Source organism: Nitratireductor aquibiodomus NL21 = JCM 21793 (assembly GCF_000615975.1).
GTDB classification, from domain to species: domain Bacteria; phylum Pseudomonadota; class Alphaproteobacteria; order Rhizobiales; family Rhizobiaceae; genus Nitratireductor; species Nitratireductor aquibiodomus.
Genome location: NZ_BAMP01000017.1, coordinates 1 through 25,307 on the forward strand (window position 1 = coordinate 1; position 25,307 = coordinate 25,307).

At 61.8% G+C, this 25,307-nt stretch carries 22 protein-coding genes and 2 pseudogenes; 18 read left to right on the forward strand and 6 right to left on the reverse strand.

The window, feature by feature from the left end; translation table 11 throughout:
* Positions 1-115: 115 nt before the first annotated feature.
* Both JCM21793_RS06925 and JCM21793_RS24575 read right to left on the reverse strand, forming a co-directional pair.
* Positions 116-1,138 carry an alpha/beta hydrolase gene (locus JCM21793_RS06925; protein ID WP_025029899.1) on the reverse strand — a complete coding sequence of 341 codons (1,023 nt, stop codon included), beginning with the start codon at positions 1,136-1,138 and terminating at the stop codon, positions 116-118.
* The gene (locus tag JCM21793_RS24575; RefSeq protein WP_051556131.1) at positions 1,128-1,712 is read right to left on the reverse strand and encodes a GntR family transcriptional regulator; all 585 of its coding nucleotides are present in this window, start codon (positions 1,710-1,712) and stop codon (positions 1,128-1,130) included. Before JCM21793_RS24575 ends, JCM21793_RS06925 begins: the two co-directional genes overlap by 11 nt.
* Before the next feature lie 236 nt (positions 1,713-1,948).
* On the opposite strand from JCM21793_RS24575, the gene JCM21793_RS06935 reads away from it, so the two are divergent.
* The 18 genes and pseudogenes from JCM21793_RS06935 (at position 1,949) to JCM21793_RS07015 (ending at position 20,800) form a co-directional block, all read left to right on the forward strand.
* A complete protein-coding gene (locus tag JCM21793_RS06935; RefSeq protein ID WP_025029900.1) occupies positions 1,949-2,818 on the forward strand; it encodes an alpha/beta hydrolase in 870 nt (289 codons plus the stop codon).
* Positions 2,818-3,930 carry a C45 family autoproteolytic acyltransferase/hydrolase gene (locus tag JCM21793_RS06940; protein WP_025029901.1) on the forward strand — a complete coding sequence of 371 codons (1,113 nt, stop codon included), beginning with the start codon at positions 2,818-2,820 and terminating at the stop codon, positions 3,928-3,930. Before JCM21793_RS06935 ends, JCM21793_RS06940 begins: the two co-directional genes overlap by 1 nt.
* Before the next feature lie 37 nt (positions 3,931-3,967).
* Entirely contained in the window at positions 3,968-5,524 is a 1,557-nt protein-coding gene (locus JCM21793_RS06945; protein WP_025029902.1) for an ABC transporter substrate-binding protein, read from the forward strand.
* Between the two features lie 21 nt (positions 5,525-5,545).
* Positions 5,546-6,493, forward strand: coding sequence for an ABC transporter permease (locus JCM21793_RS06950; protein ID WP_025029903.1), 948 nt, complete (start codon positions 5,546-5,548; stop codon positions 6,491-6,493).
* Positions 6,490-7,331, forward strand: a pseudogene (locus JCM21793_RS24580) (ABC transporter permease). Before JCM21793_RS06950 ends, JCM21793_RS24580 begins: the two are co-directional and overlap by 4 nt.
* Position 7,332: 1 nt before the next feature.
* Positions 7,333-9,110 (forward strand): annotated as a pseudogene (locus tag JCM21793_RS31410) (dipeptide ABC transporter ATP-binding protein).
* Positions 9,107-9,742, forward strand: a complete 636-nt coding sequence (locus JCM21793_RS06965) for an FMN-binding negative transcriptional regulator (protein ID WP_162175217.1) — start codon at positions 9,107-9,109, stop codon at positions 9,740-9,742. Before JCM21793_RS31410 ends, JCM21793_RS06965 begins: the two are co-directional and overlap by 4 nt.
* Positions 9,743-10,200: 458 nt before the next feature.
* Positions 10,201-10,965 (forward strand): DeoR/GlpR family DNA-binding transcription regulator, encoded by a 765-nt coding sequence (locus tag JCM21793_RS06970; RefSeq protein WP_025029905.1) that lies wholly within the window; start codon positions 10,201-10,203, stop codon positions 10,963-10,965.
* 34 nt (positions 10,966-10,999) lie between these two features.
* A complete protein-coding gene (locus JCM21793_RS06975; protein ID WP_025029906.1) occupies positions 11,000-11,809 on the forward strand; it encodes a BtpA/SgcQ family protein in 810 nt (269 codons plus the stop codon).
* Between the two features lie 25 nt (positions 11,810-11,834).
* Positions 11,835-12,818 carry an ABC transporter permease gene (locus JCM21793_RS06980; RefSeq protein ID WP_025029907.1) on the forward strand — a complete coding sequence of 328 codons (984 nt, stop codon included), beginning with the start codon at positions 11,835-11,837 and terminating at the stop codon, positions 12,816-12,818.
* Positions 12,815-13,855, forward strand: a complete 1,041-nt coding sequence (locus JCM21793_RS24595) for a M42 family metallopeptidase (RefSeq protein ID WP_244439686.1) — start codon at positions 12,815-12,817, stop codon at positions 13,853-13,855. Before JCM21793_RS06980 ends, JCM21793_RS24595 begins: the two co-directional genes overlap by 4 nt.
* Positions 13,856-13,913: 58 nt before the next feature.
* The gene (locus tag JCM21793_RS06990) at positions 13,914-15,422 is read left to right on the forward strand and encodes an FGGY-family carbohydrate kinase (protein ID WP_025029908.1); all 1,509 of its coding nucleotides are present in this window, start codon (positions 13,914-13,916) and stop codon (positions 15,420-15,422) included.
* Positions 15,423-15,492: 70 nt separating this feature from the next.
* Positions 15,493-16,485 carry an autoinducer 2 ABC transporter substrate-binding protein gene (locus tag JCM21793_RS06995; RefSeq protein WP_007007614.1) on the forward strand — a complete coding sequence of 331 codons (993 nt, stop codon included), beginning with the start codon at positions 15,493-15,495 and terminating at the stop codon, positions 16,483-16,485.
* Between the two features lie 152 nt (positions 16,486-16,637).
* Positions 16,638-17,567, forward strand: a complete 930-nt coding sequence (locus JCM21793_RS30140) for an ATP-binding cassette domain-containing protein (protein WP_244439687.1) — start codon at positions 16,638-16,640, stop codon at positions 17,565-17,567.
* Positions 17,564-18,151, forward strand: a complete 588-nt coding sequence (locus tag JCM21793_RS30145) for an ATP-binding cassette domain-containing protein (RefSeq protein ID WP_244439688.1) — start codon at positions 17,564-17,566, stop codon at positions 18,149-18,151. The genes JCM21793_RS30140 and JCM21793_RS30145 overlap by 4 nt, the downstream gene beginning before the upstream one ends.
* A gap of 37 nt (positions 18,152-18,188) precedes the next feature.
* Positions 18,189-19,163 (forward strand): ABC transporter permease, encoded by a 975-nt coding sequence (locus JCM21793_RS07005; protein ID WP_025029910.1) that lies wholly within the window; start codon positions 18,189-18,191, stop codon positions 19,161-19,163.
* 37 nt (positions 19,164-19,200) lie between these two features.
* Positions 19,201-20,196: a dihydroxyacetone kinase subunit DhaK gene (locus JCM21793_RS07010; protein WP_007007617.1), complete on the forward strand. Its 996-nt coding sequence runs from the start codon at positions 19,201-19,203 to the stop codon at positions 20,194-20,196.
* 10 nt (positions 20,197-20,206) lie between these two features.
* Positions 20,207-20,800 carry a dihydroxyacetone kinase subunit L gene (locus JCM21793_RS07015; protein WP_007007618.1) on the forward strand — a complete coding sequence of 198 codons (594 nt, stop codon included), beginning with the start codon at positions 20,207-20,209 and terminating at the stop codon, positions 20,798-20,800.
* Between the two features lie 241 nt (positions 20,801-21,041).
* Here the strand turns inward: JCM21793_RS07015 and JCM21793_RS07025 are convergent, their stop codons facing one another.
* From JCM21793_RS07025 to JCM21793_RS07040, 4 genes are all read right to left on the reverse strand, one after another.
* On the reverse strand, positions 21,042-22,118 hold the full coding sequence (locus JCM21793_RS07025) for an ABC transporter ATP-binding protein (protein ID WP_025029912.1): 1,077 nt from the start codon (positions 22,116-22,118) through the stop codon (positions 21,042-21,044).
* 12 nt (positions 22,119-22,130) lie between these two features.
* On the reverse strand, positions 22,131-22,964 hold the full coding sequence (locus tag JCM21793_RS07030) for a carbohydrate ABC transporter permease (protein WP_025029913.1): 834 nt from the start codon (positions 22,962-22,964) through the stop codon (positions 22,131-22,133).
* Between the two features lie 4 nt (positions 22,965-22,968).
* Positions 22,969-23,904 carry a carbohydrate ABC transporter permease gene (locus JCM21793_RS07035; protein ID WP_007007620.1) on the reverse strand — a complete coding sequence of 312 codons (936 nt, stop codon included), beginning with the start codon at positions 23,902-23,904 and terminating at the stop codon, positions 22,969-22,971.
* A 117-nt stretch (positions 23,905-24,021) separates the two neighbouring features.
* The gene (locus tag JCM21793_RS07040; RefSeq protein ID WP_025029914.1) at positions 24,022-25,281 is read right to left on the reverse strand and encodes an ABC transporter substrate-binding protein; all 1,260 of its coding nucleotides are present in this window, start codon (positions 25,279-25,281) and stop codon (positions 24,022-24,024) included.
* Positions 25,282-25,307 lie beyond the last annotated feature (26 nt).

The window sequence follows — 25,307 nt, forward strand, 5'->3', positions numbered from 1 at the left end:
TATGGCAATGCCGAGCAATGCCCTTCGCCTCGCAACCTGAGCAATGCCAGGCGTAACCGCCCCGATGTTATCAATCATCCCCTGGACCTAGCACGCAATGCGCTCCGCATTCAGCTCACCCGGGGACCGGCGCCGAGCGGGCTTGTGAGCGTGTGGCGGAGAACCTGCCGTGGTGGGCGCCGGATCGCGCGAGCGCCGCTGAAATATCTTCCACAATGCAAAAGAAATGCCTCAACGCACGGGAAGATATTCCACCGTGGCACATGAAGCTGTGCAGCATGCCCGGAAAGCATTCCGCCTGAGCCTCCACGCCGGCTTCAATGAGGCATGTCGCGAAAGCGAGGCCCATATCGCGCAGGGGATCGCATTCAGCGTTGTAAATTCGCGTGGGCGGCAGCAGATGCAGGTCCGGCTGGAAAAAAAGCGTGTTTTCCGGCAACACGCCTTCGTCACGCACTTTCAGGTAGGTCTCACAGAACCAACGCATCTCGTCCGCATCCAGGTTCATGCCTTTCGCATAGGTCTCGACGGAGGGGTAGATCTGATCCGCGCCTGTAAAAGGACGCATGTCGGTGACGGGATAGATCAGTGCGAGGCTGCGAAGGGAAAGGCAATTGGTGCGATGCGCATGGAGAGCCGCGTTGACCGCAAGATTGCCGCCGGCGCTTTCTCCCATCAAAACGAACCTGTCCGGATCGAGACCGAGGGTTTCAGTGCGCTCCGCCAGCCACTCCATCGCATCTGCCGCGTCTTCCACGGCGGCCGGGAACGGATGTTCCGGCGCCAGACGGTAGCCGATGAAGACCACCACGGCCTGCGTGAGATGCGCCAGAGCGCGCGAATGCACATCGTAGGTTTCCGCATCGCCGAGCACGAAGCCGCCGCCGTGAAAATAGACGATGGCCGGTTGCGGCCCTTCTGTTCCTTCGGGTCGGTAGAGGTGGATATCGAACGTGCCCCGGCAGTCTGATGCCGCGATATGAACCGCTTCGACCTCGTGGCGGGTCGGATAGCCATTGTTGCGGAACATGGTGCGCATGGCCGAGCGCGCATCTTCCACCGCCATGTCCTGGAGCGGAGGTCCGCCCGCTGCCTGGGAGCGGTCGAGCATACGGCGGAGTGCCGGATCAAGCGTCATCGGTTTTCTCTTCCTGCCGCCGCTCACCGGCGATATGGGCCATGATGCGGCGGCGCAGCAAATTCAGATCCCTCTGCTCGATCGCATCGACTATGTCGAAATGGTCCTGTGTCGCGCGCTGCAACTGGGCAAGCGTCTGCCATTGCCCCACGGGAGCGGCAGGCCCCTGCTGACGCATGTCCAGCATCAGTTCGCGCAACACGGCGTTGCGGCAGAAACCATAGAGAACCGCGTGAAACGCATAGTTGGCCTCGATCTGCGAAAACGAGGTGCCATTGAATGCGGCCTCGCGAAAGGCCTCGGCGAGCTCGCGCAGACGGGCGACATCGCCATCGGTCGCCTGATCGATCACATCGGCGGCCGCATGGGCTTCAAGAAGTGCGCGAACCTCGCCGATCTCACTTTCGCGGACGGCGTCCGGCTCGGGCACACGATAGCCTCGGTTGGGAATGTGCTCCACCAGCCGCTTGGAATGCAGATAGGCCAGCGCATCGCGCACCTTGATCCGCGTGCAGTCGTAACGGCGCTCGAGATCAATCTGCTTCAGCCACTCTCCTGCGCAGGACGCCGGCATTGATGTCCGCCATGATGCGCTGGGAAATTTCGTCAGGCCGGGTCTTCTCGCCATTTGGATCTTGTTTTCGCGCCATCGCCCAGCCGGCCCCCACGTTTCTTTCGTGGCGAACATAATCGGGAAAAATCGGCGAAGCAATATCATCTTCAAAATTGGCGCCAATTTGTAAAATTATTTTGACACCAAAAAATCCCGCGGTTAACGTCCCCTACGAATGAGTTCAGGAGGCTTTCCACATGCTGCCACGCGTGCAGGACAGTCCGCAGGAGCGGGCCCGCGCATTGTATTTGACCGGTGAGACGACGATCATCGCCTGCCGGCAGGATCCGCGGTTTTCGTTCATGCTCTACGTTCCTGAAAGCGCCTGGAGCGAGCCGGAGCGCACGCTTGACCTGCTGGTCTCCGTGCATGGGACCATGCGGCTGCAGTCGCTTTATCGCGGCGCGTTTTCCGGCTTCGGCCGTTTCAACAACTGCGTGATTCTTGCGCCGCTGTTTCCCGTTGGCGTGCGGGGCGACATGGAAGCCGGCGGCTACAAATACATGATCGAGGGCGACATTCGCTATGATGAGGTTCTGCTGGCCATGGTCGAGCAAGCGGGCGAACTCATCAATCGCAGGTTCGAGAAATTCATGCTCTTCGGCTTTTCCGGCGGAGGGCACTTCACGCATCGCTTCCTTTATCTGCATCCCGAGCGGCTCAAGGCCGTCTCGATTGGCGCCCCTGGATCGGTGACGCTGCTCGATGAAACGATGGACTGGTGGCCGGGTATTCGCAATTTCGGGGAGGTGTTCGGGCGCGGCATCGACTTCACGGCCTTGAAAGATGTCAGGGTGCACATGTCGGTCGGAGCGCTGGATACCGAGGAATGGGAAATCACCTTTCCCGAGAATTCACCCAAATTCATTCCCGGTGCGAACAGCGCAGGCCGCAACCGCAACCACCGCCTGCACGCCCTGCGCGAAAGCCTGGAGGCGCGCGGCGTGGATGTCTGGCATGACACCGTGCCCGGTGTCACACACGATATGATGGGCGTTTTTCCCTATGTCGAGAGCTTCTTCACCGGCGTGTTGCGGGATCGACTGCCCGCTCCGGGAACGCGCTGATGGTGGCCGCTCCCAAGCTCGTCGAGATCGAAGGGCCGGCCTTCGAACGTGGCCTTTCCTACGGGCGGCAGGCCGATGTGCAACTGCGTCACGGGCTCGCCGTCTATCAGGATCTGTTCCGGCAGCACGAACTCGGCTGGGACAGTGTGCTCGGCTATTCCGCACGCTTGCGCGAGGCGCTGGCCGTTCAGGTTCCAGACGCGGTTGAGGAACTGCGCGGCATTGCCGAGGGCGCGGGGGTAAAGCTTGAGGAAGTTCTGGTCATCAATGGCCGGAGCGAAATCATCAACCTTCATGCGCAGGCCCCCAAGGACACCGCTTCGCTCGATGACGGATGCACGGCTGCCGTCGTGCTCCCCGGTCTCTCCGAAAACGGCCGCCTTCTGCACGTTCAGAACTGGGACTGGCTGCCGGAATGCGCCGAAAGCACGGTTGTTTTGAAGATCCGCTCAGACCGGCACCCGGATATTCTCACCTATGTCGAAGCCGGAGGCCTCGCGCGCGCCGGGTTCAACGATCAGGGCGTGGCCATAACAGGAAACAATCTGGTCAGTGCGCAGGATGGAACCCGCCCTTATGGGATTCCCCTCTCCGTCATCCGGCGGCGTGTTCTGGAGGCAGGCGGCTATTCCCAGGCCCTGACCGAGCTTTATCGCCTGCCGCGCACGGTTTCCAACAACATGACAATCAGTTGCGCTCGCAGCGGCGACTGCCTGAACTTCGAAACCACTCCGGACGAAATTTACTGGCAGGCGCCGGACGGAGCGTGTCTGACTCACTCCAATCATTTCGTCACGCCTCAGGCGCGGATACGGGAGCGCGACAGGGGCATTGCCCGTGGTGCCGACACGCTTTTCCGGGACAGGCGCCTGCGCCAGCTCATCGAGAAAGATGGGCACAGGCACGACCTCGACAGCCTGAGCCGCGCGCTTGACGACCGCTTCGGTTCGCCGCGCGGCATCATCCGCACGCCGGAGGGCAATGAAGGCGAGACCAACGCCTACCTCTCCGCCACCGTGGCGATGATCCTGATGGACGCCGGCGCCGGGGAAATGCGTGTGCGCCAGTTGCCCTACACGTCCGACGAAACGGTGCGCTATCAGCTCCACTGACAATAAAAACCATAATGAAAACAAGAGGGAACAGCATATGAGACAGAGAACGACAAACTTCCGTTCAATTGCGCTTGCGGCAGCAGTCGGCCTCGGCGGCGTCGCGCCGGCCATGGCCGACAGCATGGTGAGGACATCGCTCAATGCCGACATTCGCGGCACCAATCCGGGTGTGACGCGCGACGGCAACACCGATGAAGTGCACGGTCACATGATCGAAGGGCTCGTAACCTATGCGAGCGATTTCAGCATCATCCCCATGCTGGCCGAGAGCTATGAGATTTCCGAGGACGGACGCACCTACACATTCAAGCTCCGAAAGGGCGTGAAGTTTCACAATGGCGAAGAAATGACCGCCAGTGATGTGGAATGGTCCTGGAACCGGCTCGCAGGAGAGGCTTCCGAATCCCACTGCAAGAACTTCTTCAATGGCGAGAACAACATCAAGGTGACGTCCGCCAAGGCACAGGCCGACGACACTTTCGTCATCACGCTTGCCGAACCCTATGCGGTGTTTCTGGCGACAATGGCACGTTTCGACTGCGGTTCGATGGCGGTGCTGCATCCCGATTCCGTCAACGCCGACGGCAGCTGGAACAAACCAATCGGCACCGGCCCCTACATGATGGGAGACCACGCTCCGGGGCGCTATGTCGAGCTGAATCGCTTCGAGGACTATTCCAGCCGCGACGGGGCGCCCGATGGCTATGGCGGCGGCAAGAACCCTACGGTCGACGTGCTGCGCTGGGAGATTGTGGGCGAAGGCGCGGTGTCGAAGACGGCGCTGCTCGCCGGGGATCTCGATCTGGTCGATATTGACGCCATGACTGCGGCCGAGCTCAAGGACCAGCCGAACTTCAGCGTTGACGCTGCGGAGTCGGCCGTCTGGGACACCTATCTCCTCAACTCCGACGACCCGGTCCTTTCGGATGTCCGCATCCGCCGCGCCATGGCGCATGCGATCGACCCGCAGCGCATCATGGCGGCCATCACCGAGGGTTTCGGCAAGGCGTCGCCATCGCCGGTGCCGCCGATGTCGGCCAATTACACCGACGTGCAGGCGAAGTATCTGACCTATGACGTGGAGAAAGCCAAGGCACTGCTCGAAGAAGCCGGTTACAACGGAGAAGAGATCACCATCCTCGCAACCCGCCGCAACGGCGCCTATTACGAACGGGCCCTGATGGCGCAGGCGATGATGATGGATGCGGGCATCAATGCCAGGCTCGAAGTGGTCGAATGGGGCAGTCAGCTCGAAGCCTATCGCAACGGCTCCGGCTACCAGATGCAGAGCTTCACCTTCTCGCCGCGCCTGCACGCCGGGCTAAGCTTCGAGATGTTCACCGGAGACGCTGACCGCAAGGCATGGAAGAACCCGGATGCAGTGGCGATGATGAACGAATCCCTGCGGACGGGCGATCCAGAAGAACTGCAGGCGATCATCGACAGACTGCACGAAGCCTTCATCGCGGAAGTTCCGGCGATCGGCCTTGGGCACCGCACCCTTTTCACCGGCATGTCGAGCAAGATCGACGGGTTTGAAAACTGGGGCGCTGGGCTGCTGCGCGGCTGGATGCTCAAGGTGAAAGACTGACCGCAGGCCAGGGAGGCGACCATGCCCATCTTCGTGCTCAAGCGCGTGCTGATGTCCATCCCCACTTTCGTGATCGTGGCGGTGATCATCTTCGCGCTGGTGCGGGCGCTGCCCGGAGACCCGGCATTGATGATGCTGGGCGGCAATATCGACGACGAGGCGACGCTGGAGCAGATGCGCAGCCAGTTGGGGCTCGACCAGCCAATGCCGGTGCAGTTCATTGTCTGGCTGCGCGAGGTTTTCTCCGGCAATCTGGGAACCTCCATCATGACCGGGCAGGAGGTGGGCAGCCTCCTGTGGCAGCGCTTCGGTGTGACGGCGACGGTCGTGCTCCTGGCTATGGGATCGGCACTTCTGGTGTCGATCCCCGCCGGGCTTCTGGCTGCGCACCGCCATAACAGCCGCACGGACTACGCCATCGTCTTCTTGACCATCCTCAAACTCTCGATGCCGAGCTTCTGGGTCGGGCTGATGCTTCTTGTCCTCTTCGGGGCGATACTGGGCTGGCTACCGACCGTCGGCTTCGTTTCGATCAGCGACGATCTGGGCCGGGGCATGCTCTATCTCATTCTGCCGGTCACATCGCTGGCCCTTTCGGAGATAGCGGTTCTTACCCGCATGATGCGGGCTGGAAGCCTCGAGATCATGGGCCGGGATTACATCACGCATGCCCGCGCCAAGGGCCTGCCGGAGCGCAAGGTCCTGTGGCGCCATGTCTTTCCGAACGCTTTCGCGCCAACCCTCACAATGGTGGGCGTGATGCTTGCGGGACTGCTGGCCGGCGCAGCGGTGACTGAGACGGTGTTCACGCTGCCCGGCCTCGGCAAGCTTCTGGTCGATTCGATCTACGCCCGTGACTATCCGGTGCTGCAGGGCGCACTTCTGTTCATCGCCGCGGTCTATGTGCTGACCAATCTCCTTGTCGACATAGCCTATTCCTTCTTCGACCCAAGGGTGCGTCTTTCATGAGTTTCGCGAACCGTATTCTGGGCAAGGCCAACGGACTGGCCGGCGTCATTCTCGTCAGCCTCGTTCTGGGTGTGGCAGTGCTGGGCAACGTCTATACGCCCCATGACCCGCTCAAATCCGACCTGTTGAACCGCTTCGCCGGAAGCTCCCTGTCGCATCCGCTGGGCACCGACATGTTCGGCCGGGATATTCTGTCGCGCCTCATGCGTGGCGCGTGGGTTTCCGTTTCGATCGGTCTTTCCACCCTACTGATCCCGGTGGTTCTGGGAACACTGCTCGGTGCGGCGGCGGGCTATTTTCGCGGTTGGTTCGACCGGGTGCTGATCGTCGTTCTGGATGCGCTGATGGCCTTTCCGGGGTTGCTTATCGCGCTTGGGCTGATGGCGATCATCGGCCCGAACCGCTACGGCGTCATCCTCGCGCTTTCCGTGGCCTACCTGCCGCCGTTACGCGCGTGGTGCGCGGCTCCGTCCTCTCCGTGAGCCAGTCGGAATTCGTCGAGGCTTCGACGACCATGGGAAACTCGCGCTTCTATACGCTCCTGGTGCATGTGCTCCCCAACTGCATTGCGCCGCTCATCGTGCTGACCACGATGATGTTTGGCTGGGTACTTCTGGCAGAAAGCGCCCTGAGCTTTCTCGGCCTCGGCGTACCGCCACCGGAGCCGAGCTGGGGCAACATTCTCGCTGAAGCAAAGGCGCATCTGATGCGCTACCCGATGCTGGGGCTCTTGCCGGGGCTTTGCATCTCGGTTGCGCTCCTTGGCGTGAATTTCCTCGGCGACGCCCTCCGTGACGAGCTGGATCCGAAGTCCACCACCTCGAAGGAGGTTATCTGACATGGCAGAAAGCACTGAACACACGCCCGTTCTTTCAGTCGATGATCTGGAAATCTCCTTCGGCGCGCGGCCGGTGGTGAAGGGCGTAAGCTTTCAACTCGCCCCCGGAGAGATCATGGCGCTGGTCGGCGAGAGCGGCAGCGGCAAGAGCATGCTCGGGCGGGCTATCATGGGGCTTTTGCCGGGCGGGGGAGCGGTCACCCGCGGGCGCATTCTGTTCCAGAACCAGGAGGTGACGTCACAGGGATCGCAGGAAGAGCTCCGGCTGATGCGTGGCAGGCAGGTCGGGCTGATTTTTCAGGAGCCCCTCTCCTCGCTCAATCCGAGCATGCGGATCGGTGAGCAGATGTATGAGGCGATGCGAGAGCATACGGACCTGACCGAGGCGCAGATCCGCGAACGCGCACTGGAGATGCTGCGGCAGGTGAAGCTGCGAAACCCGGAAGCGCTTCTGAAGCGCTATCCGCACGAGTTCTCCGGCGGAATGCGGCAGCGGATCATGATCGCCTCGGTGATGATGCTGAAACCGGCGCTGCTGATCGCCGATGAGCCGACCACGGCGCTTGATGCCGTCGTGCAGAAGGAGGTTCTCGACATCATGGCCGAGGTTGCCCGCGCCAATGGCACGGCGGTCATACTGATCTCGCACGATCTGGCGGTCGTGGCGGCCTATGCGGCACGGATTGCGGTCATGGAGCGGGGCATCCTTGTCGAGGCGGGCACCACGCAATCCGTGCTCGCGCGCCTGTGCACGACTATACCCGCAGACTTCTTGCCGCCACGCAGCTTGGGGAGCCCAGTCCGGTCAAAGGTGAGGAAGGTCCTCCCCTGCTTGCCGTCGAGGGGTTGCGGGTGGAGTTCCGGGAAAAGCGCTTCTTCGGCCTTATGGCAGACACGACGACCCATGCGGTGCGCGATGTGTCCCTGACGGTGCAACCCGGCGAGTTCGTGGGGCTCGTGGGCGAGAGCGGCAGCGGGAAAAGCACCATAGGCCGCGCGGTCGGCAAGCTGGTCTCCAAGGCCGGGGGCCGGATTGTCTTTGACGGGCAGGACATGGATGACTGCCCGCCGGCGCTGGAGCGCCGGCTTCGCCGCCGCATCCGCTTCGTGTTTCAAGACCCCTATTCCTCCCTCAATCCGCGCATGCGGATCGGGCGCATCGTGCGCGAGGGCCTGCGGCAGGACAAGACCATGTCCGAAGCGGCCAAACAGGCAAAAGCCGAAGAGATGCTGGAGGCGGTGGGGCTGCCGCGTGAAATGGCGCAGCGCTTTCCGCACGCACTTTCCGGCGGCCAACGCCAGCGCGTGGCCATCGCCCGGGCCCTTATCAGCAAGCCTGACCTCGTCATCGCGGACGAACCCGTCTCGGCGCTCGACGTCACGATCCAGGCGCAGATACTGGCGCTCTTCAAACAGCTGCAGAGCGAGTTCGGCTTCGCCTGCCTTTTCATCAGCCACGACCTCCATATCGTCGAGCAGCTTTGCGCGCGCCTCTATGTGCTCAACAAGGGGCGCATCATGGAACAGGCGGAAACCGGTGCGCTCTTCGATCTACCGCGCCACCCCTATACACGGCAGCTGCTGTCGGCTTCACCACGGCTGGAACGGGCGCAGGACGGGGTGCGGCTGGCATCAAGCGACGACATTTGCGGTGCCGCGATGGACAAGCTCCCCTATTACGACGCGGCTGGCGCCGAGGCCCCGTATCATCTCACCGAGGCAGCCCCCGGGCACTACGTTGCACTGCGTGGTGCGGTGGCCCAGAAGGAATGGCAATGACAGGGAAAATCCAGCGGCCCTACGTACCGCCTCTCTATCGAGCGAGTGACGCGGAGACACGGGACCTTGTGCGCGCGTATCCGCTCGCAACGATCATGACCTCCCGCCGCGGCACGATGGAAGCAACACAGACACCGCTTTTCTTCGAAAGCGACGCAGACGATTGCAGCACCGTTATCGGCCATATCGCGCGGATCAACCCACAGGCCGAAGACGTCATGGAACCGGGGCCGATGCTGGCGGTGTTCAACGGCCCGTCAGCCTATGTATCACCAGAGTGGTATGTGGAAGACGAGGACGTGCCCACCTGGATCTATCAGGCGGTGCATCTGCGCGGGGAAATAGAGCCGGTGAGCGGTGCGGATATGCGCTCCCTGATGGAAGACATCGTTCGCCTGTCCGAGCGCCGCATCGGCGGCACTTGGCGGCTCGACAGGATTTCTGAAGCGGACATCGCCCGCATGATGCCGAGAATCGTGGGCTTCCGCGTTCACATTGAAGCGCTGACCGGAATCTCCAAAATGGAGCAGACACGGTCATTGAAAAATCGCGACGGTGTGGCCGGAGCACTGGAACGCGGACGAGAGATCGGGCGCGACGTCCTGGCTGGATTGCTGTCAAAGTCCGTCTGAAGACCTTTTCAACCTCCCAGAACTGACAAAGCGGTTGACCATAAGTCCAACCTGGGCAGTGCTGTACACCCCAGGTAGATGGGCCAGTCGCGCACGGGCTTTGGCTGGCGGCACGAATCAGTCGTGCACCGGCCGCGCTCATCGCCTCCTATCTGACGACCGCGCGGTCCTTAAGACGCAAGGCGAAGCCAACAATTGCGTCTCGGCTGGCAACGGGCGACGGTGAAAGAGCGAACGCAATTGCATCAATAACTGCCCAAACTCCCTGTTGAAGCGGTTGGTCAAGGCCTGAGCGGAAACCGCAGTAAGGAAAACCCAAGCAATGCTGGAAACCCGGCGCTGGCGACAACAGGCGTCAGGCTTTCATGCAGGTCGCAGCCACGGTCGGCTTCAGTCAATGTTCTTTAGCTATTGACTCTTTCAATACGATCATTAACGATCAAAGAAAGGGAGGCAGTATGCACCACCGGTTTCCGCAAAAGCGACAGCAGCAGATGATTGACGTCATCATCGAGCGCAAGCGCGTGAGCAATGCGGACCTATCCGCCATTCTGGACATCTCCCTCCCCACCGTGCGCCGCGATCTTGCCGTGCTCGAACAGGCGGGCGTGGTGACGCGAACCCATGGCGGCGTTGTCGCGCGCGGTGTTGGTGAGGATGCTACCGAGCCGCTGTTTTTGGAGAAGGTCCGACAGAACCAGAATCTCAAGCAACGCATCGGTCAGGCCGCTGCCGCAAAGGTTCTTGACGGCCAGGTGGTGCTTCTCGATTCCGGCACCACCGCGCTCGCAACCGCACACGCGCTTGCAGGCAGGCGTGTCACGATCGTGGCGATCGATCTCAAGGTGGCGGAGGCAGCCTCGGTGGGGGCGACAGAGGTGCACATTGTCGGCGGTCGGGTGAGAAATGGCTATTTCAGCCTTGTCGGCAATTGGGCCAAGGAGGCGCTTTCCAGCATCAGGGCAGACATCTGTTTCCTTGCCGCAGACGCAGTCGACCATGACGGCATCACCACCGCCACATTTGAAGAAGCCGAAACCAAGCAGAAGGCCATTCAACGCGCGAAGCGCATTGTCGTGATCACGGATCACGGCAAGTTCGGCAAACGCGCCTTTGCGCAAGTTTGCGGGCTCGATGCCATCGACGAATTGATCACCGACAGAGGCGGCGCGGATCTCGTCGCATCCTATCGACCACTGATACCGGCCATCACCCTCGTCTGAGGGGATGGCCCAAACAAAGAAAGAAAGGCACGGAATGTCAAAGTTCAAGCAGCTCTTCGGCGACAAGAAACCCATCATCTCGATGGTGCATCTTCTGCCGATGCCCGGCTCGCCGCTCTATGATGCGGATGCGGGCATTGACGGCATTGTCGCCGCAGCGCGCAAGGATCTCACCGCCCTGCAGGAAGCCGATGTCGACGCGGTGATGTTCGGCAATGAGAACGACCGCCCCTATGAGCTGAAGGTCGATATCGCCTCCACCGCCGCCATGGCCTATGTGATCGGCCAGCTGCGCAACGAGATCAAGAAGCCTTTCGGCGTGAACGTTCTGTGGGATCCGATGAGCACCGTCGCGCTTGCAACGGCAACCGGCGCTTCCTTCGTCCGCGAAATTTTCACTGGCACCTATGCCTCCGACATGGGCCCGTGGACGCCGAATGCCGGCGAGGCGCTGCGCTACCGCAACCGCCTTGGCCGCGACGATCTGGTGATGCTCTACAACGTGTCGGCCGAGTTCGCCGATTCCATGGACAAGCGCCCGCTGGCCGATCGCGCCCGCTCTGCCGTCTTCTCCTCCATTCCCGATGCCGTGCTCGTTTCTGGCGCCATCACCGGCGAGGCCGCCGAGATGACCGATCTCAAATCGGTCAAGGAAAAGGTCACCGGCACACCGGTTCTGGCCAATACGGGCGTGCGCCACAACACCGTGGCCGACATTCTCAAGATCGCCGATGGCTGCATCGTGGGCTCGTCGCTCAAGGTCGACGGCAACACCTGGAACCCGGTCGATCCAGAGCGGGCCAAGGAGTTCATGCAGATCGTAAAAGCCGCCCGCGGCGGCTAACCATCGGGACCTGGGGAGGAAGACCATGGACGCAAGACAGGACACCACAGGCTCACACTTACGAAGCCTTGGTATTTTGACGGCGCTGATTTTCGTTGCGCTCGCAATCGCCAGCCCGACATTCCTGTCATCGTCAAATCTGCAGTCCATGGGCTTCCAGTTCCCCGAGTTTGGGCTTCTGTCGCTGGCAGTCCTGCCGACGATGATTTCCGGCGGCATCGACCTTTCGGTGGTCGCCATCGCCAATCTGGCCTCCATCGTGGCCGCAGTGACCATGAAAGCCGGACCGGAAGTGGCATGGCTCGCCATCCCTGCCGGTCTCGCTGTGGGGCTCGTCTGCGGCGCGTTCAACGGCTTTCTCATCGCCTATCTGCGGCTGCCACCCATCCTCGCGACGCTCGGCAGCATGCAGCTCTTCGCCGGCATCGGCATCATCATCACGCGCGGCCCGGCCATCACCGGTCTTCCCGACTGGTACACGGCGTTCGGCAACTGGACGATCGGCGGCGTGCTCCCGCTTCCGCTCGTGCTGTTTGCGCTCGTTGCATCGGGCCTCGCCTTTCTTCTGCGCCGCACGCCGGTGGGCATGCGCCTGCGCCTGTTCGGCGCAAACCCGGTCGCCGCCGATTTCGCCGGTGTGCCCGGAAAGAAGCTGATCATCCAGATCTACGCAATCGCCGGCTTTATCGCCGCACTTGCCGGTCTGGTGGTTCTGGCACGCGTCAACTCGGCCAATGCGGACTATGGCAGCTCCTATCTGCTGCTCGTCATCCTCATCAACATCCTTGCCGGCGTCAGCCCGGCCGGCGGCTTCGGCACCGTCACCGGCGTGGCCCTGGCCGTGATCTGCCTGCAGTTCATCTCCAGCGGGCTCAACATCCTCTCCTTCAGCGCCTTCTCCCGCGACCTCTTCTTCGGCGGCCTGCTCATTGCCGTCATGTCCTATCGCGCGGCTTTCGGTTCCTTCGATGTGAAGGCGTTCTTCAAACGAAAGGCTCACCAATCATGAAAGAGCGTCTCCGCTCCCTGCTCAAAACCCTGATGCTGACGCCGGGCCTGTCCGGTCATGAAGACCGCGTGCGCCGCCGCATCGAGAAAGAGCTCGCCGATCTGCCGCTTGTCCTTCGCACGGATCGCCTCGGCAACCTGATCGCCACACTGGAAGGTGACGAAGGTGCGCCCTCCGTCATGCTGTTCGCCCACACCGACCAGCTCGGCTTCATGGTGCGCAAGATCGAGGATAACGGTCTGGTGCGCATCGAGCGGCTGGGCGGCATCCCGGAAAAGGCCCTGCCCGCGCAGGCCGTTCTGTTCTGCGTCGGCGAGGGTCGCGACGTGCAGGGCGTCATCGCCAACAAGAGCCATCACGCCACGCCGCCGGACGAGAAATACAAGGTTACGCCCTATCAGGACGTGTTCATCGATGTGGGCGCGGAAGACGCTGCGGGCGTCAAGGCGCTGGGCATCGAGATCGGCACGCCGGTGGTCTATGACCCGCGTGTCATTGAACTCAATGAAAACCGCCTGATCGGCACCTCGGTCGATGACCGCGCCGGCTGTGCTGTCATCGTCGAGGTCGCCCGCGCACTCGCCGCAGAAGGCCCGCGCCCCACGGTGCATTTCGTCTTCGCCGTGCTTGAGGAGTTCAACCTTCAGGGGGCGATGGTCGCGGCCCGCGCGATCAACCCCGACATTGCCATCCAGCTCGATCTGGCGCTCAACGCCGATACGCCCGACATGACCCAGCGCGGCGAAGTCGCGCTCGGCAATGGCCCTGCAATGAGCCTCTATTCGTTCCACGGGCGCGGCACGCTGAACGGCACCATTCCGCACCCGGCCCTGCCGAAGCTCTTCTCTGACACGGCTTCAGCCGAGGGGATCAATCTGCAGCGCACGGCACACACCGGTGCACTGACGGATTCCTCTTATGTGCAGCTCGTCAATGAGGCGTCGCCTGTATCGATATGTGCTTCCCCTGCCGCTACACGCACACTTCGCTTGAAATGTGCGACCTGCGCGATCTGGAAGCCCTTACGAAACTGCTGATCGCCGCGATCCGCCGGGTCGACGCCGATTTCAGCCTGAACCGGGATGACTACACCTGATGGATTGCTATCTCGGCATCGACATCGGAACCTTTGAGACAAAGGGCGTTCTGGCCGATGGTCAGGGACGCATTCTGGCCACGGCGAAGCGACGACACGACATGATCGTGCCGCAGCCCGGCTGGGCCGAACATGACGCCGAGAAAGACTGGTGGGGCGAATTCTGCGCCATCAGCAGGGAACTGATCGCCTCCACCGGCATCGCCCCTGAAAGCATCAAGGCGGTGGCGGCGAGCGGCATCGGCCCCTGCATGCTGCCGGTCGATGAAGACGGCAAGCCGCTGATGAACGCCGTGCTCTATGGCGTCGACACCCGGGCGGCGGAAGAGATCGAGGAACTGACCGCCGAAATCGGCGAAGAGAGGCTGCTTGCCGAATGCGGCAACGCCCTCACCTCGCAGTCGGTCGGTCCGAAAATCCTCTGGCTGAAAAAGAACCGGCCGGAGATCTACGCCCGCACCCACAAGGTGATGAACTCGTCTTCCTTCCTCGTGCACCGGCTGACGGGACGCTTCGTCATCGATCACTACTCTGCCGCGTCTTCCAGCCCGCTCTACGACATCCACACCAACCGGTGGACCGATCGCTACGCCGACCGCATCATCGCGCCGGAGCGTCTGCCGGAGCTTCTCTGGAGCACCGAGATTGCCGGCCATGTTACGGAACAGGCGGCGAAGGAAACCGGGCTTGCGCCGGGCACGCCTGTAACGGCCGGCACCATCGATGCGGCTTCGGAGGCCGTCAGCGTCGGGGTTCTGGGAACCGGCGAGATGATGATGATGTATGGCTCGACCATGTTCATCATTCTGGTGACCGATCACCGCGTGGAGGATGGGCGGCTGTGGTATGCGCCATGGCTTTTCGAAGGACAGCACGCCTGCATGTCCGGCACATCCACGAGCGGCACGCTCACCCGCTGGTTTCAGGAACAGTTCGCCCGCGAGCTGGATTCCGAGGAGGCGCTGCGACTGCTCGCCGAAGAGGCGCAGGGCGCGCCGGTCGGCGCAAACGGCATCGTGGTCCTGCCCTATTTCTCCGGCGAACGCACGCCGATCCACGATCCGCACGCGCGCGGCATCATTTTCGGCCTCGACCTCACCCACACACGGGCAGACATCTATCGCGGTTTCCTCGAGGGCATCGCCTATGGCGTGACTTCGGTGATCGAAACCTATGAGGGCGCCGGCGCATCGATCAAGCGCATCGCCGCGGTCGGTGGCGGCACCAAGAACGCCGTCTGGTCGCAGGCCATCTCGGATGCGAGCGGCAAGACACAGGACGTGGCCGCCAACACGGTCGGCGCAGCCTTCGGCAACGCGTTTCTCGCAGCCGTCGCTGTAGGAGCGGCCGGTCGCGAAGACATCCGGCGCTGGAACCCTATGGAGCGGAGGATCGCACCGCAGGAGGAGAACCGCGCCGTCTATGACGCGCGCTATCGCACATTCAAGGAATTGTACGCCCGCAACAGCGATCTGATGAAGGGGAGCTCAACAGCGGACGTCCGATGAAGCCTGACTGGCGGCCATCCTGGCCGGCGGGGCGCATGAGAAGTGTATCAAGAGGAGGAAAAACATGGCTATGAATTTGAGGAAACTGACCGCCGGCGTGGCGCTTGGCGCCGCGCTGATCGTCGGGGCCGGCGCCGTTACGCACGCGCAGGATGCCAAGCACTCCATCGTGACGGTGGTGAAGCTCTCGGGCATTGCCTGGTTCAACCGCATGGAAGAGGGCGTGAATGAATACGCCGCGGAAACCGGCCACGATGCAACGCAGGTTGGACCGGCTTCCGCCGACGCGGCGCTGCAGGTGCAGATGATCGAAGACCTGATCGCCAAGAAGGTCGACGCCATCACCGTCGTGCCGAACTCGCCCGAGGCTCTGGAGCCCGTTCTCGGCAAGGCGCTCGACGCCGGCATCAAGGTCATCGGCCACGAGGCGTCCAGCCTCCAGAACATCACCTATGACGTGGAAGCCTTCGACAATGCGGCCTATGGCCGTCATCTGATGGAAGCGCTCGCACAGGCCATGGGCGGCGAAGGCGAATATGCCGTGTTCGTCGGCCATCTGACCGCCAAGACCCACAATGAGTGGGTCGACGCCGCCATCGAGTACCAGAAAGAAAAATACCCGAACATGACGCTTGTCACCGACAAGCTGGAGAGCAACGAGCAGCAGCAGACCGCCTACCAGAAGACCAAGGAGCTTCTGCGCACCTATCCGAACCTGAAGGGCATTCAGGGCTCGGCTGGTGAAGATGTCGTGGGTGCGGCTCTGGCCGTTGAAGAAGCCGGTCTCGACGGCAAGGTCAAGATCGTCGGCACCAGCCTCGTTTCGGTCGCCGGCCCCTATCTGGAGACCGGCGCCATCGAGATGATCTCCTTCTGGGATCCCGCGAAGGCCGGCATCGCCATGAACAAGGTCGCTTCCATGGCCATCGCAGGTGAGGAGGTCACCGACGGCATGGACCTCGGCGTCGAGGGCTACAACGCCATCAAGCTCGACGGCAAGGTGCTCTACGGCCAGGCCTGGGTCGATGTCACCACGGACAACATGAGCGAATACGACTTCTGATCGTAGCGTGTTGACGTGACCGGAAACGAGAGACGCATGGAGCCCGTCTGCGGTCCTGCCATCAGGACCGGCAGTCGTCTGCGCGCCTCTCGATCCAACCGCCGCCGGGCCTTGTCCGCCCGGCGGCCTTGCCTGAACAACAGAGATTTCCCATGAACGACGAAGCGAGCGGAAGCACGCCCATCCTGCAGATGCGGGACATCCGCAAGGCCTACGGGCCGGTGCGCGTGCTCGAGGACGTCAATCTCGAACTGAGCACCGGAGAGGTGCGCTGTCTGGCCGGCGAGAACGGCTCAGGCAAATCGACACTGATCAAGATCCTGTCAGGCGTGGTGAGCGCAGACGCAGGCCAGGTTTCGCTGAACGGCCGCCAGTTGGGCAACGACCCGATGGGCGCCATCACCGCCGGCCTTTCGGTCATCTATCAGGACTTTTCGCTGTTTCCCAATCTGAGCGTCTGGGAGAACATCGGCTTCCTGACCTCGGTTACCTCCGCAGACGTGCTGCACAAACGCAGCGCGCGCCGCAGACTGGCCATCGACACGCTGAAGCGCATGCAGGTGGAGATCGACCCCGACGCTCCGGTTGAACTTCTCCCCGTCGCATCCAAACAGCTCGTCGCCATTGCCCGGGCGCTCGCCAACAGGGCGCGCATCATCGTCATGGATGAGCCGACCACCGCGCTGACGCGCAGCGAGGTCGCCCATCTTCTCGAGATCGTCAGCGCACTGAAGAAGGAAGGCGTTTCATTCCTGTTCGTCAGCCACAAGATCGAAGAGGTCTTCGCCGTCTGCGACACAGTCACCGTGCTGCGCGATGGCTCCGTGGTGGTAGAAGGCCCCATCGGCGAGTTCGATACCGAGCGCCTCGTCGAGGCCATGACCGGCCGTTCCGTGGACAGCCAGCGACTGCCGCGTGAGGAAAGCCAGGTCCAGCGCCCGTTCCTCGCCGCCAGCGGCCTCGGTCGTCGCGGCAATTTTGTCGATGTGGATCTGGAGCTGCGCCCGGGCGAGATCGTCTCCGTGGTCGGCCTTCTCGCTCCGGCCGAACCGAACTCGCCCAGACCCTGTTCGGCTACATGAAGCCGGATGCCGGGCGCATCGAGATCGATGGCGAGGCCGTCACCTTCAAAAGCCAGCACGACGCCATCGAGCGGGGCATCGCCTATGTGCCGGAAGACCGGCTGACGGAAGGTCTCTTCCTCAACCAGCCGATCCGCGACAACATCACCGTCTCCAGCCTTGAGAAGTCGACCCATTTCGGCATCGTCAGCGCCGCAAGCCTGTTGCAGCGGGCACGCGACGCGGTGAAGAACCTACGGATCAAGACGCCTGACGTCACGCCCGCAGTGGCAACACTTTCGGGCGGCAACCAGCAGCGCGTCGTGCTGGCGCGCTGGATGGAGATCGATCCCCGGCTTCTCATCCTCAACGGCCCGACGGTCGGCGTCGATGTGGGGTCCAAACGCGAGATCCACGAACTGCTCGTTTCACTGAGCCGCAACGGCACGGCGGTCATGGTCGTTACTGACGACATTCCCGAGGCGCTCGCGCTCTCCGACCGCATTCTGGTGATGGTGCGCGGGCGCATCACCGCAGGTTTCGACGCTGCAACGGTGGACGAAGACACACTCTACAACGAAGTCATCAGGGAGGACCGGACATGAACGCGCTTGCCCGCATCTTTGCAACCCCGCAGGCATCGTGTTCCTCGTCGCGGTGCTTTTCGCAGTCGTTCTAGGCCTCATCAACCCGGCCTTTTTCACACCCGCCACGCTGATCGATCTTGCTCGCAACGGTCTGGTGACCGGCATTTTTGCGCTTGGTGTGATGATGGTTCTCGCCTCCGGCGGTATCGATGTCTCGCACACCGCCATCGGCGCATTCGCCATGTATGCGACCATGAAGATCGTGCTGGGCATCGATCTCGACCTGCCGATCATCGCCTATTTCGTCATCGCCGCCGCCATTGGCGCGGGGCTGGGGCTCATCAACGGCCTGCTCATCGGCGGGCTGGGTCTCAACACGCTGATCGTTACGCTCGGCACGCTCTCCTTCTTCCGCGGCGCGCTGCTCACCTTCCTTGGCACCACCTACATCACCTCGGTGCCGCGTGAAGTGATCAATTTCTCCCGCACCATCCTCATCCGCATCGAGAACGCGGTTGGTCAGATGGTGTCGCTTCCCGCCTCCTTCCTCGTGCTCGTGGCGGTCACCATCGCGCTCGCCATCATCATGAACTTCACCCTGTTCGGGCGGAAGGTCTACGCAATCGGCGGCTCGGAAGAAGCAGCCCAGCGCATTGGCATCCGCATCAAGCGGGTCAAAGTGCTGATCTATGTGATTGCCGGCGCGATTGCCGGTCTTGCCGGCATGACCCATGTGACGCTCTCGCGCATGGCCAATCCGTTCGACCTCGTCGGCATGGAGCTTAACGTCATCGCCGCCGTGGTTCTGGGCGGGGCGCGCATCACCGGCGGGCACGGAACCGTGCTCGGCACGCTTCTCGGCGTGTTCGTGATCACCATGATCAACACCACGCTGCTGATGGCCGGTGTTCCGTCCTACTGGCAGAAATTCGTCATCGGCTGTCTGATCATCGTGGGCACCGGCCTGCCGATCGTCTTCGACCGTCTCGCAAAACACCGCCAGCGCATGGCGCGTCCGCTGGAAGCCTGAACGCCGGCTTGAACGCAACCCCCTGGGAGCACAAGGTATGAAAAAGATCCTGAACAACCCCGCAGACTATGTCGATGAAATGCTCGAAGGCATGGTCGCAGCCCATCCCGGAACCTATGCGCAGCCGGTGCGCCGCGTGATTGCCCGGGCAGCGGGCGCGAAAAAGGGCAAGGTCGGCATCGTGACGGGCGGCGGCTCCGGCCATCTCCCGATCTTCACCGGCTATGTGGGCACCGGCCTGCTCGATGCCTGCGCCATTGGCGACGTGTTCGCCAGCCCCTCCGCCGAGCAGATGGCGGAAGCCATCCGGCTGGCCGATGGCGGCGCGGGCGTGCTGCGCCTCTATGGCAATTACGGCGGCGATGTCATGAATTTCGACATGGCCGGCGAGATGGCCGAGATGGAACACGACATCCGCACCACCACCGTGCTTCTGACCGACGATGTGGTTTCGGCCCCGAAGGAAGAGGCCGAGAAGCGGCGCGGCGTGGCCGGCATGGTCTATGCCTTCAAGATCGCGGGCGCTGCCGCCGAGCGTGGCGACGATCTGGATGAAGTCACCCGCATCGCCCAGATAACCGCCGATGCCTGCCGCTCCATCGGCATGGCGCTAACGCCCTGCACCATCCCGCAGGCCGGCAAGCCGACCTTCGAGATCGGCGAGACGGAAATGGAAATGGGCATGGGCATCCATGGCGAGCCCGGCATCTGGCGCGACGCGATCAAGCCCGCCGACGAGATTGCAGAAGAAATGCTGGAGCGCCTCATGGCCGACCAGCCTCTGGCAAAGGGCGACCGCATTTCCATTCTCGTGAACTCGCTTGGCGCAACACCCGCCGAAGAGCTCTACATTCTCTATCGCCATGCAAGAAAGAAGCTTGATGCGCTCGGTGTCGAGATCGTGATGCCGCTGGTTGGCCGCTACGCGACCTCCATGGAGATGACGGGCGCGACCATCACGGTCATCAAGCTGGACGAAGAGCTTGAAAGCCTGCTCAAGGCCCCGGCAGAATGCGCCTTCTGGCGCGTATAGGGAGAGGACGATGATTTCGAGCAAAACACTGTCCGCAGCCCTCGCGCGCATCGCGTCTCACACCGAAGCAGCAAGTGAAGAGCTTTGCAGCGCCGATGGTGCGCTTGGAGATGGAGATCTTGGGATCACTGTCTCCAAGGGATTTGCGGAAGCCGCCGCCACCGACCTGCCCGAGGATATCGGTATGGCTCTGCTTGCGATCGCTAAGGCATTCCAGCGTGTATCTTCTTCTTCCTACGGGACACTGCTCGCGACCGGCTTCATGGCGGCGGCAAAAATGGAGAAAGGCAAGACAAAAATCGATCCTGCAGGCATTCCCGGCCTCGTCGCTGCCGCCCGCGATGCCATGATGGCGCGGGGCAAGGGACATCTCGGCGACAAAACGGTGCTCGACAGTCTTGACGCTGTAGCCAATGCCCTGGATCACGCTCCCCTTGAAGAGATGATCAATGTGGCGATTGCCGCTGCGGCGGAAACAGCGGAGCAATATAGAGGCAAACCCAACAAGCTCGGGCGGGCTCGAATGTTCGGTGAGCGAAGCATCGGCCTGCTCGATCCCGGTCAACTGGCGTTTCTGCGCATCGTCGAGGCTTTGCGCGCATAACTCTAAAAACGCAAATTCCCTTCCAGCAGTTGGTGTGCGGGTGCCCCTTCACGCCACGGGCTCTGATCAGGGGGCTCCGATCAGGCGGATTGAGAAACCTGCCCGTCGCGCGGCCGCCTTCACGCATACTGTAGTGGAGTTCGAGAGGCCGCCGCTCCAGTATACCCTATGCGCCGTTGCGATCGTTGGCATGATCCCCCGCCGGGCTTCAATGGCGGAAACGGTCCGGCCCAACCACGGTCTATGAAGTAACCCTGTCGCCTTCACCATCAAAGAGATGAAGATGCCCGGGCGGAAATGAGACCTTCACCGCCGGCCCCGCGTTCAAATGCGTGCGGTCGACAGTGAACACCTTGAACGGCAATCCATGATGCGTGAGATGCAGGATCGTGCCGAAACCGGTCGGCTCGATCAGTTCCACGCCGGCATCCACACCTGTTCCGTCTGCATCGGAAAGTTCCACGTGCTCGGGACGAATTCCCACTGTAACCGGCTCATCGGCCGCAAGCGTATATTTCTGCGGGAGTGCGATCAGCGTGCCATCCCCCAGGCGCACCGACGCTCCGTTCTCGCCCGGAACATAATGCGCAGAAAGAAAATTCATCCCCGGCGAACCGATGAACCCGGCCACGAAGAGGTTTGCAGGCCGGTCATAAAGGTCGAGCGGGCTGCCCACCTGCTGCACCACCCCGCCATGCATGGCGACGATGCGGTCGGCCAGTGTCATGGCCTCGATCTGGTCGTGGGTGACATAGATGGACGTTGCGCCAAGGTCGCCATGCAGCTTTTTGATCTCCGCGCGCATCTGTTCGCGCAGTCGCGCATCGAGATTGGACAGGGGCTCGTCGAACAGAAACGCCTTGGGCTGGCGAACGATCGCCCGCCCCATGGCGACACGCTGACGCTGACCGCCCGAAAGTGCTTTGGGGCGCCGCTCCAGCAGCGGGTCGAGCCCCAGTTTCGACGCCGCTGCCGACACGGCAGACTGGATGCGCTCGCGCGGCGTTTTGCGTAGCCGGAGGCTATAGCTCATGTTTTCCGCCACGCTCATATGCGGATAGAGCGCATAGGACTGGAACACCATGGCAATGTCGCGATCCTTGGGCGCCAGGTCGTTGACCCGCTTGCCCGCGATCGCGATATCGCCGCCGGTTACCTCCTCCAGCCCGGCAATCATGCGCAGCAGCGTGGATTTTCCGCATCCCGAAGGTCCGACAAGAACGATGAATTCACCATCCCTGATGTTCAGGTCGACGCCATGCAGAACCTGCACGGCGCCATAGGATTTGCGGATATCCTGAATGTCGATGGAAGCCATGACGTTTCCTTTTCAACCTTTGACCGCGCCGGCGGTGAGCCCCTGCACCAGATACCGCTGAATGAGGAAGAAGAAGACGCAGGCCGGTATGAGCGCCAGCACGCCCGCGGCCATCATCTGCCCGAAATCGACCGAGAACTTCGATACGAACGAAAGAAGCCCGACAGGGAACGTCGCCGCATCATTGCCGGAGATCAGCATCAGCGCGAACAGAAGCTCGCTCCAGGCGGCGGTGAAGACGAAGCCGATGGTCGCAGCGATGCCCGGCAGTGTCAGCGGCAGGATGATCTGCCGGAATGCCGTGAACTGTGTTGCCCCGTCGATTTTGGCAGCCTCCTCCAGATCTTTCGGGATCCCGTCGAAAAAGGACTGCATGAGAAAGGTGGCAAAGGGCACGTTGAAGGCCGAATAGACGATCACCAGTCCAGTCAGACTGTTGGTCAGACCCAGCGGCGAGAGCATCTTGAAGATCGGCGCGACGAGCATCACCAGCGGAAACATCTGCGTGAGCAGCATCAGGGCGACGATCCAGTATTTCGCCCTGAAGGCGAAGCGCGAGAGCGCATAGCCGGAAAGCGAGGCGAGGATCGTCACCACGATCGCGGTGGAGCCGGCCACGATCAGGCTGTTGCGGAAAAAGATCGGGAAATCGCTGTGCGCGACTACGAAGCGAAAATGATCGAAGCTGACCCTGGAGGGCCACATGCGCACGCCCTCCGAATAGAGAAGGTCGTTGGGCGTCAGCGACACCTTCAGGAGCCAGAACAGCGGAAAGAGCGCAAAGACGATATAGGCCAGAATGGCAAGCCGGTGCGCGACGGTGAGAACCATGGATTTTGCCGTCATGCCGTCAGTCCCTGTTCAACATGGTCTGCCGCAGCAGCACGATCAGCATCGAATAGACGAGCAGCAACACCAGAAGCACCATCGAGATCGCCGATGCATAGCCGAAGTCGAGCCGCTTGAAGGCCTGTGTGAAAATGTAGCTCGCCACGATCTGCGTGCGGTCGGCCGGTCCGCCATTGGTCATGACAATGATCAGATCGGCGAAATTGGATATCCAGACCGTCCTCAGAAGCACGGTGATGGCAATTGTCGGCGCGAGGAAAGGCAGCGTGATCGAGCGGAAACGCTGGAAAGGCCCCGCCCCGTCAATGGCCGCGGCTTCATAAAGGTCGCGCGGAATTGCCTGAAGCGCCGCAAGCAGCGTAATCGCAAAAAACGGAATGCCCCACCACACATTGGCGACAATGGGGCCCCACATGGCCAGTTGCGGATCGGAAAGAATGTTGCCTGGCTCATCCAGAAGCCCGAGCGCAAAGAGCCAGTGCGGCAGCGGCCCGATCACGGGATTGAAGAGCCAGGCCCAGTTGAGACCGGTCAGGAAGGTGGGCACCGCCCAGGGCAGAAACACCAGCGCCTGCGCGATGCCCCGGCCGCGAAACGGCTTGTCCAGAAGCAGCGCCAGGATCAGGCCGAAAAAGAACTGCAGAAAGACCGACGCGCCGGTCCACCACAGCGTGTTGCGCAGGGCACGGTAGAACGCCTGATCCTGCGAAAGCGCGCGAAAATGGTCGAGGCCGATGAAGCCGCCTGAAAACGGGTTGAGAATCTGTACGTCGCGAAACGCATAGGATAGGCCCAGCGCCAGCGGCACCAGCATCACAGTGGCAATCAGAACAAGCGACGGGGCGCTGTAGAGATAGGGCTCGCAGGCACCCGCCAGCCGCTGCAGGAGGGGGCGCTTTGGCTGAACTCTCATATCCGTCGAACTGGTGTGGGTCATCGGCAGGTTCCGGCTGAACGGGTCGCTGTCACACCCTCGCGCCGGGGCGCGAGGGTGCCGGTGAAGACGACCGGGCATGGGGAGAATTCATCCCCGGCCGCAGGTCCACCGCAGGAGCTACTGCTTGGCGAGAAACTTCTGCTGCGCCTTGGTCAGATAGTCCGCCCACTGGTCGGCGAGCTGTTCCGGCGTGATATCGCCGAGCAACGCTTCCTGAGTGGTCTTGATCGCCAGCGAATCCTTGAAGAAGGCGAACTCTTCAAGATAGGTCGGCATGGAGATCGGAATCGCATCCGGGTCTTCCAGCTGTTCGAACCAGCCCTTGAACTGCGCACTCGCATAGAAGGGATCCTTCTCCGCCGAAGTATGCACGGGAAGCGCGCCGGTGCGCTTGTTCCACTCATTGTTGCCTTCCGGCCCGTCCAGCGCGGAGATGAGCTTCCAGGCTAGATCCTTGTTCTCACTCGCCGCCATCATCGACCAGCCGGCATAACCGATGGTCGGGAAGGTCTTGCCAGACGGTCCCTTCGGCATGGTCGTCACACCGAAATCGTCCGCACTCATGCGCTCCGAGATCGCGATGAGCGCATCCGGATCCTGGTCCAGGAAAGCGCAGGTGCCGGAATAGAAGCCGGCGACGATCTCGTTAAAGCCCCAGTTGACGCTGTCCTTGGGCGCAAGACCGTCCTTGTAGATGTCGATCAGCCAGGTGAACCCGTCGACCCACCCCTCGCTGTTGGCGGTGGATGTGCCGTCCTCGTTGAAGAAGACATCCGAGCCGGACATGATCGCCCCGAACATCATCCAGCCGTTCAGGCCACCTGAACCGCCGCGCAGGCAATACCCATATTTACCCGGCAGTTCGGAGATCTTTTCCGAAGCGGTGCGGAACTCGGCCATGGTCTTCGGCGGTTCGGCAACACCCGCTTCTTCGAGCAGCTTCTTGTTGTAGAACATGGCCCGCAGATAAAAGCCGTAGGGCAGCATATAGGCCGTGTCGTCGATATCGCGGCCGAGTTCGAGCGCCCGCGAAGACAGGCTCTCCGTGTGCTCCCACTTTTCCAGATAGGGCTCGAGGCTCTCCAGCATGCCGTTGTTGGCGTAAAGCGAGAGCCAGGTGTCGGGCATCTCCACCACGTCGGGGATTTCCCCGGCGGACACCATGGTGGCGAACTTCTGGAACGCCTCGCCCCATGGCAGCGATATGATCTCGACCTTCGTGCCCGGATTGGCCTCTTCGAACTTGCCGACAATGGATTTCAGCGTCTCGGTGCGCGCCGGGCTGGTAATGACCTCCACCAGCTTCAGCGTCGTGTCGGCCAGGGCTGTTCCCGTCATCAATGTGGCGAAACTGGCCGCCAGCAGTAACTTTTTCATCGGATTCCCCTTTTCTTGTTTCATTG